Below are 23,299 nucleotides of genomic sequence, written 5' to 3'. Positions count from 1 at the left end.
TGTGCAATCCCGCTCACTCGCCCCTTTAAATCCGCTCAAACGGCTATTTCTTACCCAGCTCGACCGCTATTAATGCGGGGAAACTGGCTGGCACCTTGCTATTTCAAGCGTTGGCGCCCCATCAGGGAGTGGGAGAGCGTTGTGCCATCCACCAGCTCCAGCTCGCCCCCTACCGGCACCCCGTGGGCAATGCGGCTCACCTCTACCCCGGCGGTGCGGGCCATATCGGCGATATACCAGGCGGTGGCATCCCCTTCAATGGTGGGGTTGGTGGCGAGGATCAGTTCGCTGATCGCCTCATCTTTCAAGCGGCGCTCCAGAATATCGAGCCCCAGCTCCTCCGGGCCGATGCCGTCCAGCGGCGACAAATGGCCCATCAGCACAAAGTAGCGACCGGAAAACTGACCGGTCTGTTCGATGGCGGCCACGTCCGCCGGGCTCTCCACCACGCAGAGCAGGCCATTCTCTTCCCGCTTGGGATTGACGCAGATATCGCAGCGATCGTTCTCGGTAAAGGTGCGACAGTGGCTGCAGTGGCCAATCTCGGTCAGGGCGCGAGAGAGCAACTGGGCCAACCGCAAACCGCCGCTGCGCTCACGCTCGAGCAGGGTAAAGGCCATCCGCTGGGCAGACTTGGGCCCCACCCCCGGCAATACCTGCAGGGCTTTCATCATCTCATCGAGCAGGGGACTGAACTTCATAACACTCCTTACACGGGCCTGCCCCTCGCCACCACCAGGGCCACGACGGGTCAGCAAAACAGGATAACGCCATTGGCGCAGGACTATACCCGAGCCCGCCGCCCATCGCCATCGGCTTGCCCACAGCGCTCGCAAAAACGCGGATAGCAAAAAGCCCTGACGTTTCCATCAGGGCTTTGCAATGTGGCGGTGAGGGAGGGATTCGAACCCTCGATACGTTGCCGTATACACACTTTCCAGGCGTGCTCCTTCAGCCACTCGGACACCTCACCAAATTTTGGTCTGTGGTTTAACGTGTTCAGCCAACACGGTGTTCGCTACGCTGTTGCGCTGGAACGGGGCGTAATTTAGGGGAAAGCCCCGCCCGCGTCAACGGCTTTTTTCACCTGGCGAACCGTTCGAACACTTAATGCACAGATTCCGGTGCGACCTGGATTTCCGGCAGGTTGAGGAAGCCGGAACGTTCGCATTCGGCAACCAGTTCGTGGGTTGCGGCGATGGTGCTTTGCACGAACAACAGGAACTGCTCGACGCTGAGTCCGGCCTTGGTAAAGACGGTGTGGCCGACCACCAGCCGCGGCAGATTGTCATCGATGATATCGAGGAACACCTTGAGGGAGGGGTACTGCATATTGAGTCGGCCCAGTTCGGCAACCAGCGGCAGCATTGCGGAGGGGCGCACTTCCAGCTCGGAGGAGAACAGCAGGCCTTCCTCTTCCACGAAGATCCGGCTCTCCTGAATACCATCGACCGACTGCAAAGAGACAATGTGGATACCGTGACACTGGTCGCAGACATAGTGCTCGATACGAGCCTGTTGCAACCAACGCATTATCATTTCGGAGCTGGGGATATTCATCATTTCCACGACAAGATTGGGATCAAGGGGCGCAGTCTAAACCAATTTGCTATCAACAAAAAGCACGCCAACCCGATAACCCTGCGGCTCGCTTCTTTTTGGCAAGCGCTATGCATATACTCAGCCAAATCCACGATGACGCTTGCCCCACAGGGGGCCCGATGACTATCCAAGAAAAGTATCGCCTTCATCTGAAATCACTCTCGGATGAGCTGCTCACCCTGCAAAAACCCATCCGCATTCTGGATGCCATCAAATGGCCACGCCATCTGCAGGATCGCTTTCTGGCAAGCGGTGGCAGGGAGCTGCCCGCTATCGACAGGCACTTCTATGATGCCCTCCCCCTCGGCTTCGATCCGCGCAACAAGTATCTGGAGCTCAAGGAGCTGCGGGACCGGATCCGCAGAAAGCTGGGGCCGCAGGACGATCTTGGCCGGATCCTGCAAGAGACGGTCGATCAGTACATGGTGGTGATCGAGATGCTGCGCCAGCGCGGCCAACCCGATTTTCAGCGTTATAGCCAGTTGCTTTATGGCTCCGCCAGCGATCACCTGCGCGGGGATCGCAAGACCCTCAAGGAGCTGGGCTCTCGGCTGTGCGATATCTTCTCCCTGCCCGGCGCCCGCCATCTGGTACGCCCCTACCCCAAGGAGTTCGAAGGCGAAGCGGCGGTAGCCAAACTACAGGGCAAGCTGTCGAGCTACTTCAGTGACGGCACGGTGCAGGTGAAGCTGAGCGATGGCATCGTCTCCGACGCCGCGGCCGGTGGCGACTACATCAAGCTCAACTCCCACGCCCGTTTCTCCGAGCTGGACTTGCAGGTACTGGAGGTGCACGAGGGGTGGGTTCATGTCGGCACCACCCTCAACGGTCGCCAGCAGCCCTATGCCACCTGGCTGAGCGCAGGTTCGCCGCGGATCACTGCGTGCCAGGAGGGGCTGGCGGTCTTGATTGAGACGCTCACCTTCAGCTCCTTTCCGGATCGGGCCAAGCGCATCTCCGATCGGGTAATGGCCATCGACATGGCCGAGCGCGGCGCCGATTTTATCGAGGTGTTTCAGCACTTCGTACAGCAGGGCACCAGCGAGCACGACGCCTACAAGATCACCCAGCGGGTCTTTCGTGGCGGTATGGTGGGCGGCGGCGCCTGCTTTACCAAGGATCTCTCCTACGTGCGTGGCTATGTGGAGACGGTCAACTTTATCCGCAGCGCCGTGCTGGAAGGGGTGCCCGAGATCCTGCCGATGCTGTTTGTCGGCAAGGTGACCCTGGATGACATCCCCGTGCTCTATCAGCACTACCTAGAGGGGCTGATTGCCGCCCCCCGTTACCTACCGCCGATGTTTCGCGATCTCACCGGGCTCTACGTCTGGTTCGGTTTTGCCTCCGGCATGTCACTGGTGGATATCGGCCGGGTACAGCACCATTTTCGCCAGCTGTTTCAACGCCTGCCGGTGGCCGACCCCATCATTGCGCCGGTGGATATCGAGATCGACTGAACCACAGCGATAGAAGTTGGGGAAAATAAAAAGGGCGCCAGATTGGCGCCCTGCTCGACGATTCAAATATCGCAGCCGAATTATTTGTAAGCCCGACCTTCGAGATAGTGTTTGCGACAGAGTGACACATAGCGATCGTTGCCACCGATCTCCACCTGTTCGCCATCACGCATAACCTGCCCCGCTTCATTGACCCGGGAGTTCATGTGAGCCTTGTTGCCACACCAGCAGATACTCTTCAGCTCTTCAAACTTGTCGGCCAGACAGAGCAGATGGTAGGAACCGGGGAACAGCTCGCCGCGAAAATCGGTCTTGAGGCCATAGGCCATCACCGGAATATCCTGCTCATCGACGATGCGGGCCAGCTGGTAGACCTGCTCACGGGTCAGGAACTGGGCCTCGTCCACGATAAAGACATCGATATGTTTCTTTGCATGGCGCTCTTTCACCATTTCAAACAGATCACAGCTGTCGCTGAACACGTCCACCTTCAGTTCAAGACCAACCCGGGCACTGATCACCCCAACCCCGAAACGGTCATCGATGGCTGGCGTCATCGCCAGAGGATGCATGCCCCGCTCCAGATAGTTGAAGTGCGCCTGAATGAGCTGGGTGGATTTGCCTGAATTCATGGTGGCAAATTTGTAGTGCAGTGAAGCCATGATACTGTTCCGAAACTGAATTTATGGGGCGCATGCTAACCAAAGCCCCTGACAAAACCAAGGGGCCCGCGGGCCCCTTGCTCTATAAATGTTACGCGGTGGCCAGCACTGGCCGCGCTTTGGCCTTTTTCAGGTGATAGCCGGTAAAAAGCACGAACCAGAGGGCGCTGATACTGAAACCGGCCAGGCTGGAGTGCATCAAGCCCATCGCCAGGTAACCGATGGCCGCGCCGAAGGCGATGGCCAGTGCATAAGGCAGCTGGGTCATCACGTGATCGATGTGATGGCAGCCGGCACCGGTGGCAGAGAGGATGCTGGTGCTGGAGATGGGTGAGCTGTGATCCCCGAACACCGAGCCAGCCAGTACCGCCGCCAGCATCGGCAGCATCAGGCTGATGTCGCTGGCGGCGGCCATGTCACCGGCCAGCGGCAGCATGATGCCGAAGGTACCCCAGCTGGTACCGGTAGCAAACGCCATGGCACAGGAGAGGATAAAGACCACGGCAGGTAGCACTTCGATCGGCAGGTTACCGTTAGCCAGCGAAGCCAGGTACTTGCCGGTCTCCACGTCGCGTACCACTGCACCTATGGTCCAGGCAAACAGCAGGATGTTGATGGCTGGCAGCATGGCCATGACACCTTGCGGAGCGGCCTTGATCCAGTTCTTGGCACCCAGCTTCAGGCGCATCGCCAGACCGATGGAGACCACCAGACTGCACAGGGCACCGTAGACCAGCGAAGAGCCGACGTTGGTATTTTCGAACGAGCCGAGCACGCTGAAAGGCAGCCCTTTCTCGCTCAGCACCGCAGCACCGGAATCGATCATGAAATAGATGGTGGCGGCGGTCAGGGTCAGGATCGGCAGTACCATGTCGATCATGCCGCCGTTGCTCTCCTCCGGGCTTTCCATATCCAGACCGATGGGGCGGCCCTTGGACTCATCCCACAGCTTGCCTTCCAGCGCCCACGCTTCGTGTTGACGCATCGGGCCGATATCGAGTTGGAATGCAATCACCACCAGCACCATGATCAGGGTGAAGACGGCGTAGAGGTTCATCGGGATCATCTCGACAAATGCCGCGATGGGGCTCTGTTCAGTCAGACCGTGGGCCGCCATGATGCCGCCAACCAGAGCGATGATATAGGCCCCCCAAGAGGAGATGGGCATCAGCACGCAGACCGGCGCCGCGGTGGAGTCCAGCAGATAGGCCAGTTTGGCACGGGAGATCTGGAAGCGGTCGGTCACCGGACGGCAGATGGCCCCCACCGACAGGCTGTGGAAGAAGTCATCGATAAAGAAGGCAAACACCATCATGCCAGTCAGGGCTTTGGCGCCCTTGCGGGTCTTGGCACGACGCTCGGCCCACTCGGCAAAGGCACGGGTCGCCCCGGAGACGCTCATCAGGCTGATGAGGCCACCCAGCAGCAGCATAAACAGGATCATGTTGACGTTGTCACGATTGAGCGCGCCATCGACCCAGAAGATCTTGAGCACGGTATTCAACATGTAATGCAGGGATTCGAGGGGCGAAAACTGATTGAGCAGCAAACTGCCGGTGACGATGCCCACACCAAGGGACAGCAGCACGCGGCGGGTCAGGATCGCCAGCGCGACAGCCAACAGGGGGGGAAGAACGGACCAACCGGAGTCGGCGAAATGACTAATGTCCATGATCTCTTTGCACCTAAAGATTACAGGTGGAGATCTACCGAGAGGATCTAAAGAAACAAAACCTATGGGGAGGTCATACTCCTCAGCCCCTTCAGGTAGCGCTCCATAGTGGATGACTATGGCAGTCCTGCACCTATTAGATGCAGAACCAGCAGCCCGGTATGATGGCCTGGCCACTTCGGCGCTGACTCCTTTCCTTGTGCATCACAGGCATCACCCTCCGCACAAATACTCATAGGCAGCGCGCCTCTACTTAAAGGTATTCGCCGCACATTTTATCGAGATGGCAGCTTATAGCAAGTTTTTTGATTAAATAGTCACGATAAACATATCAAGGTCGAATAATGGTAGTCAAATGATGCAACAACGCCTGTTTTGACGCTATTTTCACCTACTACGGCTTCATTGGCATCCAATCACCAAGCCTATTGCTGGCCATATTAAATATCTATATTGATGTTCCCCACGGATATTATATTTAACCCGGCTTGACTTATTTAAATCACCAAGCAAGAATCAGCTGGAACATAATATTTTTCTCTGACTCGACGTGGTAACTCATATGAATGAATTTTTAAAGGTACTGCTTAATATCCGCAGTCTGCGTGCGACCTGCCGCGAGCTTTCTCTGGAACAACTGGAAGAGGCACTGGAAAAACTCTCTACTATCGTTGCTGAACGTCAGCAGGATGAAGCTGCCGAGCGTCAGGCCCGTGAAGAGCATCTGCGGAAAATTAACGAATATAGCGAAATGCTGAAAGCCGCCGGTATTGACCCGGCAGAATTGGTAAGCGCTGTCGCTACCAACCCCGGCAAATCAGAAAAAGCCAAGCGGGCGCCACGTCCTGCCAAATATCGCTATCAGGATAATGGCGTAGAGAAAACCTGGACCGGCCAGGGCCGTATGCCTTCAGTCATTGCCAGCGCAGTGGCAGCAGGCAAATCACTGGAAGATTTTGCTATCTGACAGCGCTTGCGTTGCTAATAAAAAACCTCGCCAAGGCGAGGTTTTTTATTGCCGCTTAAACGTGAAATATCAGATAGCCGATTGCGGACGATCTGCTGCCTTGACCCACAGCACTTCACGATCCCCTGCCACGCAGATGAGATAGCGGGCAACGGTAAAGAACCAGTCACTCATCCGGTTCAGATAGGGCAGCACCTCGGGATTGACCCGCTCTTCCCGGCTCAAGGTCAGCAGCAAGCGCTCGCAATGACGCACCAGAGTACGCACCACATGCGCTTGCGCCGCGGCACGGGAACCACCCGGCAATATAAATTGGCGCAGCGGTGGCAATGGCTCGCTATAACGATCTATCTGCTGTTCAAGGCGAGTGGTCCAGGCAGCATTAACTTGCCAAATTGATTCATTCTGGGCGTCGCTGGAGAATGCCAACTCGCCCCCCAGATCAAACAACTCCTGTTGCAACAGCTGTAAATCAGCCAATAAGCCGACCTCTTGCGATGGCACGTCACAAATCAGCAAGCCAATATGGGAGTTGAGCTCATCGATATAACCGTAGGTCTCGACCCGCAAATGATCCTTGGGCAATGGGATACCATCGGCCAGCCGGGTCATGCCCTTGTCGCCCTGCCTCGTATATATTCTCATACCGACATCCTGTTAATAATGGGAATAATCATGGACTCGAGTCCATTGAGTTTGATTTCGTAAGCCAACGCCAGCGTCTGGCCCAATTTACCCGCCGGAAAACCGCTGCGCGCCATCCACACCAGATAGGGCTCGGGAATATCGATGATACGCCGCCCCTGATATTTACCGTAAGGCATCTTGTTAGTCAGAGTCAGCAGTACCTGTTCGTCGGATAGCCAATCCATATTAATCAATATCCAGATATTTATGAGTCTGGATTGAGAGTCGCCAGTTACGCGCGATACAGGTATCCATCGCCAATTGGGTGGCCCGTGGTTTCTGGCTGATCGGCTGCAAGGCAATGACCACGTCCGGGCGCAGAGTTGCGGTCGCCAGCAGCACATCCAGCTCTTCAATATGGTGCTCGGTGGCCACCGGATGCTTGATCTCGTTGGCCCGCTCCAGCGCCGAGACCAGCACAGGCAGCCCCCCTTTCATACCGATCTTGGGGGAGACTGTTACCCAGGTCTGCTCATGAGTCTTGATCTCGCTGGTGCCACTGGTTTCAATTTGCACCTGATAACCCGCCGCCAGTAATGCTGACGAGAGTTCGTGCAGATCGTAGAGGCAGGGCTCGCCACCGGTGATCACCACATGGCGCGCCTGATAACCCAGATCGCCAAAGCTCTTGATAATCTGCGCTGTGCTGAGTTGGCTCCAGCAATCGGATTCGTTGGAACGATCCAGTACCGCCGCCTTACCCACTTCACGAGCCGGATCAACAACCCAGGTATGACGGGTATCGCACCAGGGGCAGCCCACCGGGCAACCCTGCAGGCGAACAAAGATGGCGGGCAGGCCGGTAAAGATGCCCTCCCCCTGGATGGTCTGGAAAATCTCGTTGATTGGGTAGTACATCTCGATCACGGCTTGTTGCAAAAGTCGCGGATTATACCCCAAGCCACGGCAAGACGCAGGCTCACTCTGCGCTTTTCTCACCCAGCCCGGTTTTCTCAAACAGTCTGGCCATGATGCCCGCCTTGTCGGCCAGATAGTTGTTCAGGCCGCGACGGCGCAGTTCACACGCAGGACACGTGCCGCAACCGTCACCGGCAATGCCGTTGTAGCAGGTCAGGGTCTGCTGGCGCACCGTGTCGAGGTGACCATAGTGATCCGCCAGTGCCCAGGTTTCGGCCTTGTCGAGCCACATCAAGGGAGTTTCAAAACGGATGCCGCGATCCAGCCCCAGCGACACCGCCTGATTGAGGGCCTTGACGAACTCGTCACGGCAATCGGGATAGCCGGAGAAGTCAGTCTCGCAGACACCGGTGATCACCGCTTCGGCGCCCACCTGATAGGCATAGATGGAGGCCAGCGTCAGGAACAGGATATTGCGGCCCGGCACGAAGGTGTTGGGCAGCCCGTTATCCTGCAGCTCGCAGCTGACCGGAATGTCATCACGGGTCAGGGCAGAGACCGCCAGCTCATTGAGCAGCGTCACATCCATCACCTTGTGGGCGGCGATCCCCAGTGCACTGCCCAGGCGGCGCGCAGTGTCGATCTCTTCCCGATGGCGCTGGCCATAGTCGAAGGTGATGGCGTGCACTTCATCGTACTGCGCCAATGCCTGCACCAGACAAGTAGTGCTGTCCTGACCGCCGCTGAAAACCACGACTGCTTTTTTCATCTTGATAACTCCTTGAATTGTCACGCGCGGCGGCCTTCGGCAAAGTCCTGCCACTGGGTATTCAACCGATTGAACAGGGTCAGCAAGGGCGCATAGCGCTCCGGCCTCCCCTCCCACCGGGACAAGAGGTGATAGCCCGCCTCTATGGTAGAGAGGGCATCGGGAAAGGGTTTCTTTCGAATAGCATATTGACCGGCAATGGCACCAATGCCGATGCGGGGCAAGCGGGCCAGTGCCGGGTTGCTCTGCAACATGCGATAGGCTTTGCGCCAGGTGCCGTCAAGCAAGATAAAGGCGACGGATGCGGAGCCAGAGGATTCACTCTCCCACTGTTGGCGAAGATCGGTCAGCGAAATGGCATCCTCATCCGGCCAGAGTAGATAGCAGCGACGGGAAGGATCTGCAAGCAACCCATTGAGCCACTCATCGCGGGAAAAGTCCTCCCCCACATGGATCTCGCACTGTTGCAAAGAGGCCGCCAGCAGCGCCGCAGTCCCCTTGGGATGTGCCACCTCGTTGGGGTGCTGCAAGATGTAGAGGGGCGTGTGATTGTCAACCGGCACAATATAATCGCACAAGCAGGCTTTGAGGGCTCGGGTGCAACGTGTACAGTATCGACTGTTCTTGTCGTTGGACTGTTTCATGTTGTCAGACAAATCTGGATTGCTCTGGGTTATCACGCTCTCTCTCACCAGCTTGCTACTCTTCTTTACCGTTCCCAATCTTCAGCTCTCCTTCGATCGGCCCTTGATCGCCGGGGGCGAAGGGTGGCGGATCATAACAGGCAATCTGGCTCATACCAATCTGTGGCACCTGCTGCTCAATCTGGGCGGCCTCGCCATCCTCTATAGCCTATTTCGCGACTATCTGGGTGGGGCTCGCCTGCCGCTGCTGATGTTGCTGCTCTGGTTGGCAGTGGGCTTGGGGATCTGGTGGTGGTGCCCGCAGACCCAGTGGTACATGGGGCTATCTGGCTCGCTGCATGGCCTGTTTGTCTGGGGGGCAATGCAGGATATTCGCCACGGACGCCGCACATCGGGCTGGCTACTGTTGGCAGGGATGGGGCTCAAGCTGGCGATGGACTTCTACAACGCAGGAGAGAGCCCGATATCCACCCTGATCAATGCCAGGGTACACATCGGCTCTCATCTTATCGGGGCCGGTGCAGGCCTGTTGCTCGGCCTGCACCGCGTATCACTGAGTGAGCCTGTTACGCACCAGCCAGCTCGGCATTGATGCTGGCCAGCATGACGGCCGGATCGGCAGCCTGCGTAATGGGGCGACCGATAACCAGATAATCGGACCCCGCCTCGACCGCCGCTTTCGGTGTCATCACCCGGCGCTGATCCCCGGCCGCTGAACCGGTCGGGCGAATACCCGGGGTCACCAGCTTGAAATCTTCGCCCAGCAAGGCTTTCAACTCATGGGCCTCGTTGGCAGAGCAGACCACCCCATCCAGACCGGATGTTTTGGTCAAGGTAGCCAGCCGGATCACCTGCTCGGCGGGGCTTACATCCAGACCAAGAGGGATCATGTCGGACTGCTCCATGCTGGTCAGCACGGTCACGCCGATAAGCAGGGGGGCCTTGTCGCCATAAGGCAGCAGCGCCTCTTTGGCGGCACGCATCATCCGCTCACCACCACTGGCATGCACGTTGACCATCCAGACACCGAGCTCGGCACTGGCTGCCACGGCTTTGGCAACGGTATTGGGAATATCGTGAAACTTCAGATCCAGAAAGACATCGAATCCCTTGGCCACCAGCTGGCGTACAAACTGCGGGCCAAACAGGGTAAACATCTCCTTGCCTACCTTGAGACGGCACTGGGCCGGAGAGATACGTTCAACGAACGCTAAGGCATCTGCCTCATGCTGATAATCCAGCGCTACCAGTACTTTGGGATCTTGCATCTCACATCCTATTGCTTGTTATTCACCGTCCAGACCACGGATCGGCTTGATGGAACCCCACTGGCGACAAGACGGGCACTGCCAGAACAGCGAGTGAGTGGCAAAGCCACACTGCCGACACTTGTGGGTTGACTTGATTTTGATCTGCTCGCCGACCAGCTGTTGCAGCAGTTCGAGGCTCTCCTTGGCAGGCCCCTCTTCCGCACTGGCCAACTGAAAGCCGACCAGCTGGTAAAAACCTTTCATCGACGGATGACGACGCAGCTGACGCAACACCAGCGAACGGGCCTGGCTCAGGCCATCACGCTCTTCAACCAGCTTGGCAAGGGCCAAGGTCACGCTGACACCGGCGTGATCTTCCACTGCCTTCTCAAGCAGCGGGATCAACGCAGGCGTGCGGCCCAACTGCTGATAGCACTCGAGCAATTTGGGCATTGCCTCGGAGGCAAAGTCGATATCCTGCTCGAACACCCGCAGCAGCTCCTTGCTGGCCTGCTCATACTCTCCATCTGCCATGGCGAGCTCAGCGAGGCGCAAACTGGCCCGGGCACATGCCGGATTGATACTGAGCGCCCGTTTGAGCTTGGCCAGCCCCTCCCCTTTATTGCCCTCACGCAGCGCGATTTCGGCCTGTTCGCAATAGAAATGGGAGATGGGGTCGGCCAGCTTCTTGCCCTGGAATTTTTGCAGACGAACCGCCACATCGATGGCCTTGTCCCAATCCCGCAGTTGCTGATGGATAATCAACAACTGTGCCAGCGCCGTCTCTTCATAGTCGCTGTCGTCACACAGCTCGTTCCAGAGCGCTTCCGCCCGATCGAGCAGACCAGCAGCAAGAAAGTCGCGCGCCAGCTCCTGCAACGCCAGCTGGCGCTGTTCCCGGGTCAGTTGGCGGGTTACCAGGTTCTGGTGGATCTTGATGGCACGATCGACCTCCCCACGCTGGCGAAACAGGTTGCCGAGGGAGAGGTGTGTTTCGATGGTTTCACTGTCCACCTCAAGCAGCTGGATAAAGAGATCCACCGCCTTGTCGGATTCATCGGACAGCAAATAGTTGAGGCCCGCCACATACTGGCGGGAAAACTGGTTACTCTGTTTTTGGGTGTCCTGGCGAACACTCCTGCGACCCATGTACCAACCATAACCGGCGGCGATGGGCAACAGCAGGAAAAGCAGTTCAAGCATTGAGGAACATTATTCCTTACCCGGTGACCGGGCCAGCTCCAACTCGCGGGATTGACGACGCATGGTGCGGTTGAGGGTGCGGTTTTGCATTTTCAGGCGCAGGAACAGCAGGCCGAATACCAGCCAGCCCAGCAAAAAACCGCCAGCGAAGAAGAAGCCCAACAGCATGGCAAGCGAAAACTCACCCTGAGCGATCAAGTAATTGAACTGAACCAGCTGGCCATTTTGTGAGCCCAGCGCCAGGGTCAGAACAAACACCAGCACCAGCGGAATGAGGGCCAAAATACGCTTCATAAGAGCTCCCTGTCAGTATCTAATGAGAGGCTGATTATCCTTAAAATCGCAGGCAGACTCTAGAGTGAATGGGAAAAGAGTTTAAGAAACAAGACGATTGGCACAGGAATCGGTGCCAAAAAGAAAAAAGGCATACCCGAGGTATGCCCATTTCTGCATTATTCAATGATGTTGACGCGCTCGCGCAACTCTTTGCCAGGTTTGAAGTGCGGGACATATTTCCCGGTCAGTTCAACCTTGTCCCCAGTCTTGGGGTTGCGGCCCACACGGGGCGCACGATAGTGCAGTGAAAAACTGCCAAATCCGCGGATTTCAATCCGGTCGCCGTTTTGCAAGGTCGACGCCATCTGCTCAAGGATCTCCTTGATGGCGGCTTCGACATCCTTGGCCGGCATATGCATGCGGCTGGCTGCCAGTTGTTCGATGAGATCTGATTTGGTCATAACGTTAAATCTCCTTCCCCGATCACATGCAATATTCATTTTGCCAGGATAAAAAAGGGCGGCGCAATGCCGCCCTTTTCTTGCATCAAGGATTACTCACCCTTGGCGGCTTTGAACGCTTCCATCATAGCATTGCTGAACACAACTTCTTCTTGCTGGTTCAGGTTATCGATAGCAACACGCTCATCAGCCTCGTCCTTAGCACGGACAGACAGGCTTACGGTGCGGTTCTTACGATCAACGCCCATGAATTTAGCTTCAACTTCGTCACCAACAGACAGCACCAGAGTGGCGTCTTCTACACGGTCACGAGCAGCGTCGGAGGCACGCAGGTAGCCTTCTACGCCATCAGCCAGTTCGATAACGGCACCTTTGGCATCAACCTCGGTAACCTTACCCTTCACGATAGCACCTTTCTTGTTGTCAGCCAGGTACTTGTTGAACGGGTCTTCTTCGATCTGCTTGACACCCAGGGAGATGCGCTCACGCTCCGGATCCACTTGCAGAACAACGGCTTCGATCTCGTCGCCTTTCTTGAATTCACGAACTGCTTCTTCGCCCTGGTTGTTCCAGGAGATGTCAGACAGGTGAACCAGGCCGTCGATGCCGCCATCCAGACCGATGAAGATACCGAAGTCAGTGATGGACTTGATCTTGCCGGAAACACGGTCGCCTTTGGCGTGAGTTTCGGCAAACAGCTGCCACGGGTTGGATTTGCACTGCTTCAGACCCAGGGAGATACGACGACGCTCTTCGTCGATGTCCAGAACCATCACGTCAACCACGTCGCCAACGTTAACAACTTTGGACGGGTGGATGTTCTTGTTGGTCCAATCCATCTCGGATACGTGTACCAGGCCTTCAACGCCTTCTTCGATTTCAACGAAGCAGCCGTAGTCGGTCAGGTTGGTCACGCGGCCAGACAGACGGGTGGTCTCCGGGTAACGCTTGGCGATAGCAACCCAGGGATCTTCGCCCAGCTGCTTCAGACCCAGGGATACACGGGTACGCTCGCGGTCGAACTTCAGAACCTTGACAGCGATCTCGTCGCCAACGTTGACGATTTCGGAAGGATGCTTAACGCGCTTCCACGCCATGTCGGTGATGTGCAGCAGGCCGTCAACACCGCCCAGATCTACGAATGCACCGTAGTCGGTCAGGTTCTTGACGATACCCTTAACTTCTTGACCTTCTTGCAGGTTAGCCAGCAGGCTTTCGCGCTCGGAGGTGTTCTCGGTCTCGATCACGGCACGACGGGAAACAACAACGTTGTTGCGCTTCTGGTCCAGCTTGATGACTTTGAACTCGAGTTCTTTGTTTTCCAGGTGAGCGGTGTCACGGATCGGACGCACGTCAACCAGAGAACCCGGCAGGAAGGCACGGATGCCGTTCAGTTCAACGGTGAAACCACCCTTGACCTTGCCGTTGATGATACCGATAACGGTAGCTTGCTCTTCGTAAGCCTTCTCAAGCTGCAGCCAGGCTTCGTGGCGCTTGGCTTTTTCGCGGGACAGCTTGGTTTCGCCGAAACCATCTTCGATAGAGTCCAGAGCCACGTCAACGGTGTCGCCGACGTTGATTTCCAGCTCGCCCATGGCGTTCTTGAATTCTTCAGCCGGGATAGCGGACTCGGATTTCAGACCGGCGTCAACCAGTACGAAACCGTTCTCGATAGCAACGACAGTACCCTTGACGATGGAACCTTGACGGGTTTCAACGGCGTTCAGGGACTCTTCAAAGAGTTGAGCAAAAGATTCGATCATTGTTTATGTCACAAATGAAACATCCACTTGCAATCCGGCACAAGCGGGGCTGTTTTAAATAATCTGCGCCATCCTTGGTGCAGACGACCGGATGTCAGCTTGCGCTGGCATCACCAAGTTGTTGCTCTGCATAGGCGAGTACTGTTGCCAGCACTTCATCTATGGTCATGGCGGTAGAGTCTACCACCAGAGCATCTTCTGCCGGTTTCAGGGGGGCAACGGCGCGATTTCTGTCGCGATCGTCACGTTCCCGAATCTCGGTTAAAAGACGCTCAAAGTTAACATCAAAGCCCTTATCTTGCAACTGCTTATAGCGACGCTGGGCCCGTTCTTCGGCACTGGCGTCGAGGAAAATCTTTACCTCGGCCTCGGGGAAAACAACTGTACCCATGTCACGACCATCGGCAATCAGACCCGGGGCCTGACGAAATGCCCGCTGACGGCGCAGCAAGGCTTCGCGCACCCGGGGGAAGGCGGCGATTTTACTGGCAGCATTACCCACTTCTTCGGTGCGAATGGTGCGGGAGACATCTTCCCCTTCCAGGATCACCTTGACCAGATCGCCCTCAACCTGAAATTGCACATCCAGATTGGCGGCCAGCGGCACCAGTGAGGCTTCACTGTCCAGCTCTACATCGTGATGCAGGGCGGCCAGGGACAACACCCGATAGATGGCGCCCGAGTCCAGCAAGTGCCAACCCAGCTTCTCAGCAAGCAGCTGACACAAGGTGCCTTTACCTGCACCACTGGGGCCATCAATTGTCATTACGGGGGCCATCTGAGGCATAACTTCTCTCCTGCACTGTGTTGCTCCCATCCCGAAGGGGTGGGTTAATGGGCGCCGATTATACCCGAATGTGGTGAGCCTGGCAGTCATCAATCCGCACAAAGGGCCAAAACCCCGACGGACAGCTGTGCTTGTATCTCATTTGGAGATTTCATTAAGCAATGCAGGGACTTGTTCTTATGGTCGTTCCTGACAAGGCGCGCTAAACTGGCCCCCTTTTTTGAGCCGTTAGTAGTAAGGAGCAACCTATGAGCAGCGTTACCCTCGTGGCCAAATCAAAATTGCCAACCCCCTGGGGCACCTTCACGCTGGTAGGTTTTCAGGAAACCGGCACAGGCAAAGATCACGCCGCACTGGTGATGGGCGACATTACCGGTGAAGAGCCCGTGCTGGGCCGGATCCACTCAGAGTGCCTGACCGGCGACGCCCTGTTCAGCCTGCGTTGTGACTGCGGTTTCCAGTTGCAGGCGGCCATGGAGAATATCGCCAAAGCCGGTCGTGGCGTGTTGCTGTATGTGCGTCAAGAGGGCCGTGGCATCGGCTTGCTCAACAAGATCCGCGCCTATCACCTGCAGGATCAGGGGGCCGATACCGTGGAGGCCAACGTAGCCCTTGGTTTCGCCGCCGATATGCGCGACTACACCATCTGCGCCGATATGCTCAAGCAGCTTGAGGTCAAGTCTCTCAAACTGATGACCAACAACCCGCGCAAGATGAAAGCGATGGAATCCTTCGGTATTCCGGTGGCCGAACGGGTACCGTTACAGGAAGGGCGCAATCCCCACAACGAGTTCTATCTGTCGACCAAGGCCAACAAGCTGGATCACATGCTCAAAAAATGAGCCTGCATTGACGAATGCCAGATAGTCAAACGCCTCCCGAACGGAGGCGTTTTTCTTGGGACGACCACACATCAACCCAAGCTATCTAAGTGGCACGGTCAGATTGGCCAGCAGAGCTTCAAGCTCTTCGCCAGTGCGGGCAGCACAGTATTGTTCGACCCGCTCGCGGGTCAATTGCGGCGCGAGACGTTCAATCAGGTCATACAGATAGCCGCATAAAAACGCCCCTCTGCGCAACCCGATAGCGGCCACACCGCCTGGTAGCCAGGGCGCCGTTTTGAGCACCAGATCGCCATCGCGCTGGGGCTCCCAGGCAAAAGTTGCCATCACCCCGATGCCCATCCCTTGTCTGACATAGGTCTTGAGCACATCGCTGTCGCTCGCACAGCAGGCGATCCGGCTCTCGGCATGAGCGCAATCAGTGCCATGTGCAGCAGAGAGCGCCCTTCCATCGGTCACCAGCGCAAACCCCACCAGTTCGGCCGGGGTCAGCGAGTTTGCTTTGGCCAACGGATGATCCTTGGGCAGCACCAAGCCCCGTTGCCACTGAAAAGAGGAGAGCATGAGCAGATCGCTCCCCTCCTCCGGTTCATCCGCCAGCAGCAGATCGGCGGCGCCATCATGCACGGCTACGCGGCACTGCGCCGCACTCCCCTGCATCACAGTTACGGCAACTTTGGGAAAGCGGGCCATAAAACCCTTGAGGATGGCGGGCAGAATATAACGGGCTTGCAGATGAGTAGCGGCAATGGTGAGGGTTCCCTGCTCCGGATGCACATGCTGCCTGGCCATTACCTTGATCGTGGCGACCTTGTCCAGCACCTCCGCGGCCACTTTGATCACATCCCGACCGATGGGAGTGATTTGGGTCAAGTGTTTGCCGCTGCGCTCGAAGATCTGGATCCCCAGCTCATCCTCCAGCATCCGCACCTGTTTGCTGATCCCGGGCTGGGAGGTAAAGAGGCTCTCGGCGGTGGCCGACAGATTCAGCCTGTGGTTCGCCACCTCGACGATATAGCGCAATTGCTGCAATTTCATGGTGTAGCCCTCAAGCGAACTCACCGTTAATAGTAACAAACTTTCAGCAATGGCCCGCCGCCATCAGGCCGGGCGCTCCTTGAGTAGGAAATCACGCAAGGCACGGTTGGCCATGGAGAGTGGATCGCCACGCCGCCACGCCACGCAGAGATCGAGATAGATAGGCGGGGCGAAGGGCACGCCACTCAGATCCGGCTCCTCTTCCAGCACCATCCGCAAGAAGGTGGTCACCGCAAAGCCTTGCCGCACCACCGCTTTGAGCAGAGGGATAAGATTGCTCTCGAAGGCGATATCGGGTTCAACGCCCAGGCTCTGGGCCAGCGCCTCCATATGCTCCCGGTGATAAAAGCCACGGCGAAACAGCGCCAACTCCTGAGCAAAGAACTGCGAGAGGGTGACGGCTGATGCGCCACGCAAGGGGTGATCGTCCCCCACCACCATCAACATCTCTTCGCTCAGCAGATGCGCTCCCTCGATGGCGGGGGGAGATCACTGGTGATGAGAATGGCCAGATCGAGGGAGCCATCCACCATCCGGCTGAGCAGCTCGCGGGTACCGGCCTCTTCGACCCGGATCTTGAGGCCGGGATAGCGATGCTTGAAGGCCATCAGACGAGGGGGGAAATAGTAGGAGCCCATCATGTAGGGGATCCCGATCCGCACCTCCCCCCGCTCCAACCCCTTGAGCTCGGCCATCTCGGCCTCGGCCTGATGCATCTGCAGCAACAAGCGCTCGGCATGGCGACAGAGCACCTCTCCCTCCGGGGTGAGCCGTACCGCCCGGTCCTGTCGATCAAACAGCCGCAATTCGAGCTGCTGCTCCAGCTTGGCGATGGCCATGCTGATGGCCGGCTGTGCCACATGCAGACTGTTGGCTGCCTTGGTAAATGAGCCGGCATCCCTGACCGCCAGCAGATAGGTGAGCTGTTTCAGATCCATGTATCAATTCATCTTATGAGATGGATAACTTAAATATATTATATTTATAACCGCAAGGACTCTACCCTGACCAAAAGTAGTCAGGACAATACGCAATGATTGAAGTTGGAAGTCGCGAGTGGATACGTGCAACCCTGGCCCTCAGCCTGGGCTCTTTTCTGGTGTTTCTGAACCTCTACCAGACCCATCCCCTGTTACCCCTGATCGCCGAGGTCTTCTCGGTCAACTCCCTCTCGGCCAGCTGGACCCTGGCAGGATGCACTGCAGGCCTCGCCGCCTCCCTGCTGATCTGCGCCAGACTGGCGGATCGCCATGGCCGTCGGCAAGTCATGCTGGGTACCCTCACCCTGGCGATCCTGCTCTCACTGTTAATCCCGCTGGTTGAGCAGTTTGGCACCCTGCTGCTGCTACGCATCCTGCAGGGCGCGCTGCTGGCAGGGCTGCCCGCGACCGCGATTGCCTATATGGGGGAAGAGTTCAGCAAACGGGCGCTGCTCTCGGCGGTGGGGGTCTATATTGCCGCCAACTCCCTCGGTGGCATTGCCGGTCGGGTGGTCGGCGGTCTGTTGGCGGGCTGGTTTGGCGACTGGCAGCATACCTTTCTGGGGATTGGTGTGATCAGCCTGTCACTGCTGCCGCTGGTCTTCTGGCTGCTGCCCCATCAGACCCGCTTTGTGGCGAGCGCCCCCGTTCGCGGCCAATTTGCTCGCGCCTTGCAGCAACACCTGACCAATCCCTTGCTGGTAGGGGCTTACCTTATCGGGGGACTCAACTTTATGGTGTTTTTGAACCAGTTCAGCTACCTCACTTTCCTGCTGGCCAAGCCCCCCTTCTCCCTGCCCACCCAGTGGCTCGGCATGCTGTTTCTCACCTATCTCTCGGGGACGGTGGCCTCCTCTCTGAGCGGTCGCTTTGCCAATCGCTGGGGGGCACAACGCATGCTGCTGGTCGGGATCGCGCTGATGGCCCTCGGGAGTCTGTGGCTGCTGCAGGGCAGTCTGCTCGGGATCCTGAGTGGCTTGCTGATCTCCAGCTTCGGCTTTTTCCTGGCACACGCCTGCGCCAGCGCCTGGGTCGGTCATCATGTCGAACACAACCGCGCCCTCGCCTCCTCCCTCTATCTGGTGGCCTACTATCTGGGAGCGAGTCTGGGGGGACTTTACCTGCACCCCTTCTGGGAGCAAGGCGAGCTGGGCGGTCTGGTCATGGGAATTGAACTGGTCCTCATCCTGACGGCAGGCTTGAGCCTCTGGCTCGGCCGTCTCAAGCAGCGAAGCCAATCGCCACTGCCCGCCCAGCAGCCCCACCGACACCGGTAACAGGCTCAGCGCAAACAGGGTCACCCACGAGCAGATAGCGCTCTCGCAACCAAGCACCGCCAGATAACAAAAGGGGTCACACCGGTGACCCCTTTTGCTGCGTTATTCAAGAGCCTGTCAGGCTAGCACCGCATTGAGCGCAGGATCACTCCTGATCGAAATAATCCGCAGCCACCGCGACCACAGCGTCGGTCGCCACCTCTTCGGCGATCACCTCAGCCAGCGGGCGCAGGTGAAACTTGATCTGGCCGGAAGGCAACATCAGGCCAATATCGGGGTTGCGGGTATCCTGCATGTTGCCGGTTTTGAATGGCAGCTCGGGATAGCGCGCTACCAGATCTTGCAGTGAAGTAACCACCAGCTCGATATGTTCCAGCCCCGCCTGATGGACGCGACCCGGTTTCGGTGCAGCCAGCTCGATACAGGGTACCTGTACCTCACCAGCCAACAGAGGCTGATGCAACTGATAAGTGGCGATGGGGCGCCCGCCAATCATACCCTCCACCAGCAAGGAGCCCGCCTCAGCCAGCACAGCACATAGCGCGCGGTACTCCTGCAGGGTAGCCGCCCGATAACAGAGGTGATCGACCGTTGGCCGGGAAATTGTGACGCCAGTGGCGGCCAGTTCTGCCAACAGCTGAGAAACAAATGGGGCCATTGGCCCCAGTGTGGAATCGAGTGGGTGGGACATGCTTACCATTTCTTCTTGGGTTGAAACAGGACATCGAGCTCGTCGGCTTCCTTGTCCTTGATGTTTTGCAGATCCTGGGCGCTATTTTGCTGCTGCAGCTCTTCAAGCTCCTTGAGCCCCTGACGCATATCTTCTTCACGGGCCAGCAGATAGGGATCCTTGTCGCCCACGCTCGCCATGGCAGAGAGTCCCTTGGTATAGAGCTGGCGGCAAGTACCATATTGGCCCTGAATGCGGGCATCCATCGCCCGCTTGACCAGATTGGAGATGTTGATCTTGAGCTGCATCAGCTCAAGGCGGCGCTCTTCTTGGGCAAACCCCTGAGGGTCAATCTTGCCCTTGTTGTGCTCTACCCGCAGCACGGCCCGCATCTTCTTGACCAACTGCAGCATCTGGATCGCCTGACGATCGGACTCCGGGGTCTTGAACTGACCCTCATCCTGAACACTGTAGTTCTCCTGCACATTCTTGATCTGGGTCTGCACATCGACGATGCGCTGCTTGATCTGATTGTTCGGCATCACCTGGGCGATGGCGCGATAGGCATCGAGGATCCGGTGCTGCAACAGCAACACCATGTTCTTGGAGAAAGGCACAAGATTGACGTTCAGCAACACCTCTTCGGTCTCGTCAGCCACCGTCTTGTGTCTGGCAACGGCGTGACGCTTGTCCGCCTCAGCCTTCTGCTTATATTGCTGCACCACGTTATAGGCGATAACCAAAAACAGGAGTGCGCCGATAGACAGCAATACCAAAGTTAAAATCATAGGATGTCCAAACCCCTGTTCCTATCCAATTGCGTGATCCTACAACAGCTTACCCACTTAAGGTAGCCTGCAGATCCCCCCTTGCCCACGATTTGTCACCAAGCTGTGCCCCCGGTCTCAGGGAGAGATTGCAGGATCAGGGGATGATGACCATGACGGTCACCTCCCCATAGTATCGCCCATCAGCGCCATTACTTGAGGTTAAAGCCCCGCGATTGCAGGAATCCCAGCATAAAAGGGCGGGACTCCTTGCCCAGAATGGCGCGGATCTGGCCGCTCCAGGTCTGCTGTTTGTTGTTGCTGCTACGGGCCTGATAGTAGTCCGCGATCTGCTGATCGTACCGGGCCAGCAGGTCGCGATCCAGCTCGTGCTGGTAGCGCTCCTGATGCACCACCAATCCCCTGGGCAGACGGGGTTTCTGTTCCGGCTGCTGGGCAGGATGACCAAGGCAGAGGCCAAACAGCGGGATCACCTGATGGGCAGGCCGAGCAGTTCGCTCACCTCGGCCGGATGGTTGCGAATGCCGCCGATATAGACCCCGCCCAGCCCCAGCGACTGCGCCGCCAGCAAGGCGTTTTGCGCCATCAGAGCGCCGTCGATGGCTCCGATCAGCAACTGCTCCGCATAGCCGGTCTGGGCCTCGGGCACGATCTGGGTGTGGCGGTGGTAATCGGCGCAGAACACCAGAAACTCGGCCGCCTGCACCACATAGGGTTGATTGCCCGCCAGCATGGCCAACTGCTGACGCGCCTCGGGCTCGCAGACTCGCACAATACTGGTCACCTGCAAAAAGCTCGAGGTTGAGGCGGACTGGGCGGCGGCGAGAATGGCATCCAGCTGCTGCGGGGCGATCGGCTCGGCAGTGAACTGACGAATGGAGCGATGGGAAAGGATAAGATCGATGGTCTGATTCATGGCACCTCCAAAATGAGGTAACACCATAGCGAAAAAAACGAGGGAGCCCAAGGCTCCCTCGCACACCCAGCTTAAGGGGCCGGATAGACGTAAGGGGCTTGCAACCCGAGCGGGAAGCCGAGCGCCCAGTAGAGCAGCAGGAAAATCGTCCAGCTCACCAAGAAGGCAAGCGAGTACGGCAGCATCATGGAGACCAGAGTACCGATCCCGGTGCTCTTCACATACTGCTGGCAATAGACCACCACCAGCGGGAAGAATACCATCAGCGGGGTGATGATATTGGAAGCAGAATCCCCTACCCGATAGGCCGCCTGGGTCAGCTCGGGGGAGATCCCCACCGCCATCAACATGGGTACCAGGATCGGGCTGATCAGCGCCCACTTGGCGGAGGCCGAGCCGACTACCAGATTGACGCTGGCGGTGAGCAGGATCATCCCGACGATAGTCACCTCACCGGGCAGCGCCAGCGCATGGAGCACTTCGGCACCGGAGAGGGCCAGCAGGGTGCCCAGATTGGAGTCACCAAACGCCTTGATAAAGAGCGCGCAGAAGAAGGCCATCACCATGTAGGAGCCCATCTTGTTCATGGTGGCCGACATGGCATCGATCACATCCTTGCCACTCTTGAAGCTGCCTGCGACAAAGCCGTAGACAATCCCGGGCAGGATAAAGAGCAAGAAGATGAGCGGCACAATGGACTTCATCACCGGCGCGGCGAAGGTGGTCAGGGAGCCATCGGCAGCACGCAGCGGTGAATCGCTCGGGGAGAGCGCCAGCGCCAGCAGCACGATAGCCGCCAGCATGGCAAACCCAGCCCAGTTGAAGGCCCGGCTCTCTTGCGCGCTGTAGCGCCCCATCTCGTCGGCACTCTCCAGATCCTCGTTGAGCGCCACGTGCTTGAGGCGCGGCTCCACCACCTTTTCGGTGATGAACCAGCCGACGCAGATGATCAGCAACGAAGAGGCACCGGTAAAGATGATGTTGCACAGGGTGTTGACCATGTAGTCAGGATCGAGCAACTGAGCGGCGGACTGGGTAAAACCCTGCAGCAGCGCATCCCCGCCGGAGGGCAGGAAGTTGGCGGCAAAACCGCCGGAAACGCCGGCAAAGGCAGCGGCGATCCCCGCCAGCGGATGGCGTCCGGCAGCGTGGAAGATGATGCCACCGATGGGGATCACCAGCACATAACCCGCATCTGCGGCGGTGTGGCTGACGATCGCCACCAGGATCAGCATGGGAGTGAGAAAACGGGCAGGCGTCACTTTGAGCAACTTTTTCAGACCGGTATTGATAAAACCGGACTGCTCGGCCACCCCGACCCCGAGCATGGCCACAAGCACGATCCCGAGCGGGGCAAAGCCGGTAAAGGTGGTCACCATGGTGGAGAGAAACTCGGCCAGACCGGCACCGGTCAGCAGGTTGTTGACCACTACCGCTTCCCCGGTACGGGGATTGACCAGATCAAACTGGAATTGTGACAACACCCAGGAGCCGACCCAGACGATCAGCAAGGCGTAGAGGAACAGCATGGCGGGGTCGGGTAATTTGTTCCCGGCTTTCTCGACGCCATTGAGGAAACGGTTCAACCAACCTTTGGGAGGGCTGGCCGGACGGTCATTGACAGCAGCATGACTCATTATTGCGATACTCCTTTCCCTAGAAACGAGGGCGCATGCTAGCAATTCCAGCCAATCTGTCTCATGACCGATCGCAAAAGAATGATTAATTTT

The 23,299-nt window shown here is 57.5% G+C and carries 24 protein-coding genes, 1 tRNA gene, 2 pseudogenes and 1 riboswitch; of the genes and pseudogenes, 5 read left to right on the top strand and 22 right to left on the bottom strand.

Annotated features, from left to right (window positions below; translation table 11 throughout):
- Nucleotides 1–98: 98 nt before the first annotated feature.
- The 3 genes from recR to ACTG2J_RS09175 form a co-directional block, all read right to left on the bottom strand.
- On the bottom strand, nucleotides 99–701 hold the full coding sequence (recR, locus tag ACTG2J_RS09185; RefSeq protein WP_113739917.1) for a recombination mediator RecR: 603 nt from the start codon (nucleotides 699–701) through the stop codon (nucleotides 99–101).
- 184 nt (nucleotides 702–885) lie between these two features.
- A tRNA-Ser gene (locus ACTG2J_RS09180) sits at nucleotides 886–973 on the bottom strand.
- A 134-nt stretch (nucleotides 974–1,107) separates the two neighbouring features.
- Nucleotides 1,108–1,563, bottom strand: coding sequence for a YbjN domain-containing protein (locus tag ACTG2J_RS09175; RefSeq protein WP_005337119.1), 456 nt, complete (start codon nucleotides 1,561–1,563; stop codon nucleotides 1,108–1,110).
- A gap of 158 nt (nucleotides 1,564–1,721) precedes the next feature.
- Between ACTG2J_RS09175 and ACTG2J_RS09170 the strand changes: the two genes are divergently transcribed.
- Nucleotides 1,722–3,059 (top strand): flavohemoglobin expression-modulating QEGLA motif protein, encoded by a 1,338-nt coding sequence (locus ACTG2J_RS09170; protein WP_158110736.1) that lies wholly within the window; start codon nucleotides 1,722–1,724, stop codon nucleotides 3,057–3,059.
- 80 nt (nucleotides 3,060–3,139) lie between these two features.
- On the opposite strand, the gene ACTG2J_RS09165 is transcribed toward ACTG2J_RS09170, so the two are convergent.
- Together ACTG2J_RS09165 and ACTG2J_RS09160 are read right to left on the bottom strand one after the other, a co-directional pair.
- Complete coding sequence (locus tag ACTG2J_RS09165) at nucleotides 3,140–3,721, bottom strand: thymidine kinase (protein ID WP_005337121.1); 582 nt, start codon at nucleotides 3,719–3,721, stop codon at nucleotides 3,140–3,142.
- Nucleotides 3,722–3,812: 91 nt separating this feature from the next.
- Nucleotides 3,813–5,393, bottom strand: a complete 1,581-nt coding sequence (locus tag ACTG2J_RS09160) for a Na+/H+ antiporter NhaC family protein (protein ID WP_113740694.1) — start codon at nucleotides 5,391–5,393, stop codon at nucleotides 3,813–3,815.
- 88 nt (nucleotides 5,394–5,481) lie between these two features.
- A riboswitch (Lysine riboswitch) is annotated at nucleotides 5,482–5,653 on the bottom strand.
- Nucleotides 5,654–5,955: 302 nt separating this feature from the next.
- Between ACTG2J_RS09160 and ACTG2J_RS09155 the strand changes: the two genes are divergently transcribed.
- Complete coding sequence (locus ACTG2J_RS09155) at nucleotides 5,956–6,360, top strand: H-NS family histone-like protein (RefSeq protein WP_075115902.1); 405 nt, start codon at nucleotides 5,956–5,958, stop codon at nucleotides 6,358–6,360.
- A gap of 69 nt (nucleotides 6,361–6,429) precedes the next feature.
- Here ACTG2J_RS09155 and ACTG2J_RS09150 read toward each other — a convergent pair whose 3' ends face one another.
- The 5 genes from ACTG2J_RS09150 to ACTG2J_RS09130 all read right to left on the bottom strand — a co-directional run bounded on the left by ACTG2J_RS09150 (nucleotide 6,430) and on the right by ACTG2J_RS09130 (nucleotide 9,318).
- Nucleotides 6,430–7,005 (bottom strand): cob(I)yrinic acid a,c-diamide adenosyltransferase, encoded by a 576-nt coding sequence (locus ACTG2J_RS09150; protein WP_100646101.1) that lies wholly within the window; start codon nucleotides 7,003–7,005, stop codon nucleotides 6,430–6,432.
- Nucleotides 7,002–7,232 (bottom strand): DUF3820 family protein, encoded by a 231-nt coding sequence (locus ACTG2J_RS09145; RefSeq protein ID WP_005337126.1) that lies wholly within the window; start codon nucleotides 7,230–7,232, stop codon nucleotides 7,002–7,004. The genes ACTG2J_RS09150 and ACTG2J_RS09145 overlap by 4 nt, the downstream gene beginning before the upstream one ends.
- A 1-nt stretch (nucleotide 7,233) precedes the next feature.
- Nucleotides 7,234–7,905: a 7-carboxy-7-deazaguanine synthase QueE gene (gene queE / locus ACTG2J_RS09140; protein ID WP_162628475.1), complete on the bottom strand. Its 672-nt coding sequence runs from the start codon at nucleotides 7,903–7,905 to the stop codon at nucleotides 7,234–7,236.
- 61 nt (nucleotides 7,906–7,966) lie between these two features.
- Entirely contained in the window at nucleotides 7,967–8,674 is a 708-nt protein-coding gene (gene queC, locus ACTG2J_RS09135; protein ID WP_113740692.1) for a 7-cyano-7-deazaguanine synthase QueC, read from the bottom strand.
- Between the two features lie 20 nt (nucleotides 8,675–8,694).
- Nucleotides 8,695–9,318: a tRNA-uridine aminocarboxypropyltransferase gene (locus ACTG2J_RS09130; protein ID WP_259587375.1), complete on the bottom strand. Its 624-nt coding sequence runs from the start codon at nucleotides 9,316–9,318 to the stop codon at nucleotides 8,695–8,697.
- On the opposite strand from ACTG2J_RS09130, the gene rrtA reads away from it, so the two are divergent.
- Nucleotides 9,317–9,910: a rhombosortase gene (gene rrtA, locus ACTG2J_RS09125; protein WP_074042643.1), complete on the top strand. Its 594-nt coding sequence runs from the start codon at nucleotides 9,317–9,319 to the stop codon at nucleotides 9,908–9,910. The genes ACTG2J_RS09130 and rrtA overlap by 2 nt on opposite strands.
- Here rrtA and pyrF read toward each other — a convergent pair.
- The 6 genes from pyrF to cmk all read right to left on the bottom strand — a co-directional run bounded on the left by pyrF (nucleotide 9,885) and on the right by cmk (nucleotide 15,058).
- Nucleotides 9,885–10,586 carry an orotidine-5'-phosphate decarboxylase gene (gene pyrF / locus ACTG2J_RS09120; RefSeq protein WP_429034815.1) on the bottom strand — a complete coding sequence of 234 codons (702 nt, stop codon included), beginning with the start codon at nucleotides 10,584–10,586 and terminating at the stop codon, nucleotides 9,885–9,887. The genes rrtA and pyrF overlap by 26 nt on opposite strands.
- A gap of 18 nt (nucleotides 10,587–10,604) precedes the next feature.
- Entirely contained in the window at nucleotides 10,605–11,771 is a 1,167-nt protein-coding gene (gene lapB / locus ACTG2J_RS09115; protein WP_005337141.1) for a lipopolysaccharide assembly protein LapB, read from the bottom strand.
- Nucleotides 11,772–11,780: 9 nt separating this feature from the next.
- Nucleotides 11,781–12,065 carry a LapA family protein gene (locus ACTG2J_RS09110; RefSeq protein WP_005337143.1) on the bottom strand — a complete coding sequence of 95 codons (285 nt, stop codon included), beginning with the start codon at nucleotides 12,063–12,065 and terminating at the stop codon, nucleotides 11,781–11,783.
- 158 nt (nucleotides 12,066–12,223) lie between these two features.
- Nucleotides 12,224–12,508: an integration host factor subunit beta gene (ihfB, locus tag ACTG2J_RS09105; RefSeq protein WP_005299934.1), complete on the bottom strand. Its 285-nt coding sequence runs from the start codon at nucleotides 12,506–12,508 to the stop codon at nucleotides 12,224–12,226.
- Nucleotides 12,509–12,600: 92 nt separating this feature from the next.
- The gene (gene rpsA / locus ACTG2J_RS09100; protein ID WP_005337148.1) at nucleotides 12,601–14,271 is read right to left on the bottom strand and encodes a 30S ribosomal protein S1; all 1,671 of its coding nucleotides are present in this window, start codon (nucleotides 14,269–14,271) and stop codon (nucleotides 12,601–12,603) included.
- A gap of 94 nt (nucleotides 14,272–14,365) precedes the next feature.
- On the bottom strand, nucleotides 14,366–15,058 hold the full coding sequence (gene cmk, locus ACTG2J_RS09095; RefSeq protein WP_439988743.1) for a (d)CMP kinase: 693 nt from the start codon (nucleotides 15,056–15,058) through the stop codon (nucleotides 14,366–14,368).
- Between the two features lie 248 nt (nucleotides 15,059–15,306).
- Between cmk and ribA the strand changes: the two genes are divergently transcribed.
- Entirely contained in the window at nucleotides 15,307–15,900 is a 594-nt protein-coding gene (gene ribA / locus ACTG2J_RS09090; RefSeq protein ID WP_005337152.1) for a GTP cyclohydrolase II, read from the top strand.
- An 81-nt stretch (nucleotides 15,901–15,981) separates the two neighbouring features.
- Here ribA and ACTG2J_RS09085 read toward each other — a convergent pair whose 3' ends face one another.
- Both ACTG2J_RS09085 and ACTG2J_RS09080 read right to left on the bottom strand, forming a co-directional pair.
- The gene (locus ACTG2J_RS09085; RefSeq protein ID WP_439988744.1) at nucleotides 15,982–16,938 is read right to left on the bottom strand and encodes a LysR substrate-binding domain-containing protein; all 957 of its coding nucleotides are present in this window, start codon (nucleotides 16,936–16,938) and stop codon (nucleotides 15,982–15,984) included.
- Nucleotides 16,939–17,001: 63 nt separating this feature from the next.
- Nucleotides 17,002–17,876: pseudogene (locus ACTG2J_RS09080) on the bottom strand (LysR family transcriptional regulator).
- Between the two features lie 95 nt (nucleotides 17,877–17,971).
- On the opposite strand from ACTG2J_RS09080, the gene ACTG2J_RS09075 reads away from it, so the two are divergent.
- Nucleotides 17,972–19,195, top strand: a complete 1,224-nt coding sequence (locus ACTG2J_RS09075) for an MFS transporter (RefSeq protein ID WP_439973884.1) — start codon at nucleotides 17,972–17,974, stop codon at nucleotides 19,193–19,195.
- Between the two features lie 145 nt (nucleotides 19,196–19,340).
- On the opposite strand, the gene ACTG2J_RS09070 is transcribed toward ACTG2J_RS09075, so the two are convergent.
- The 4 genes and pseudogenes from ACTG2J_RS09070 to ACTG2J_RS09055 form a co-directional block, all read right to left on the bottom strand.
- The gene (locus ACTG2J_RS09070) at nucleotides 19,341–19,895 is read right to left on the bottom strand and encodes a VOC family protein (RefSeq protein ID WP_439973883.1); all 555 of its coding nucleotides are present in this window, start codon (nucleotides 19,893–19,895) and stop codon (nucleotides 19,341–19,343) included.
- Nucleotides 19,889–20,653: a hypothetical protein gene (locus ACTG2J_RS09065; RefSeq protein WP_005337161.1), complete on the bottom strand. Its 765-nt coding sequence runs from the start codon at nucleotides 20,651–20,653 to the stop codon at nucleotides 19,889–19,891. Before ACTG2J_RS09065 ends, ACTG2J_RS09070 begins: the two co-directional genes overlap by 7 nt.
- Before the next feature lie 191 nt (nucleotides 20,654–20,844).
- Nucleotides 20,845–21,569 (bottom strand): annotated as a pseudogene (nfsA, locus tag ACTG2J_RS09060) (oxygen-insensitive NADPH nitroreductase).
- Between the two features lie 71 nt (nucleotides 21,570–21,640).
- Nucleotides 21,641–23,206: an AbgT family transporter gene (locus tag ACTG2J_RS09055; protein WP_005351146.1), complete on the bottom strand. Its 1,566-nt coding sequence runs from the start codon at nucleotides 23,204–23,206 to the stop codon at nucleotides 21,641–21,643.
- Nucleotides 23,207–23,299 lie beyond the last annotated feature (93 nt).

Origin of the sequence: Aeromonas sp. 6P (assembly GCF_051919525.1) — a bacterium.
Classification (GTDB): Bacteria; Pseudomonadota; Gammaproteobacteria; order Enterobacterales; family Aeromonadaceae; genus Aeromonas; species Aeromonas veronii.
This window is presented reverse-complemented; position numbering and strand designations above follow the sequence as displayed.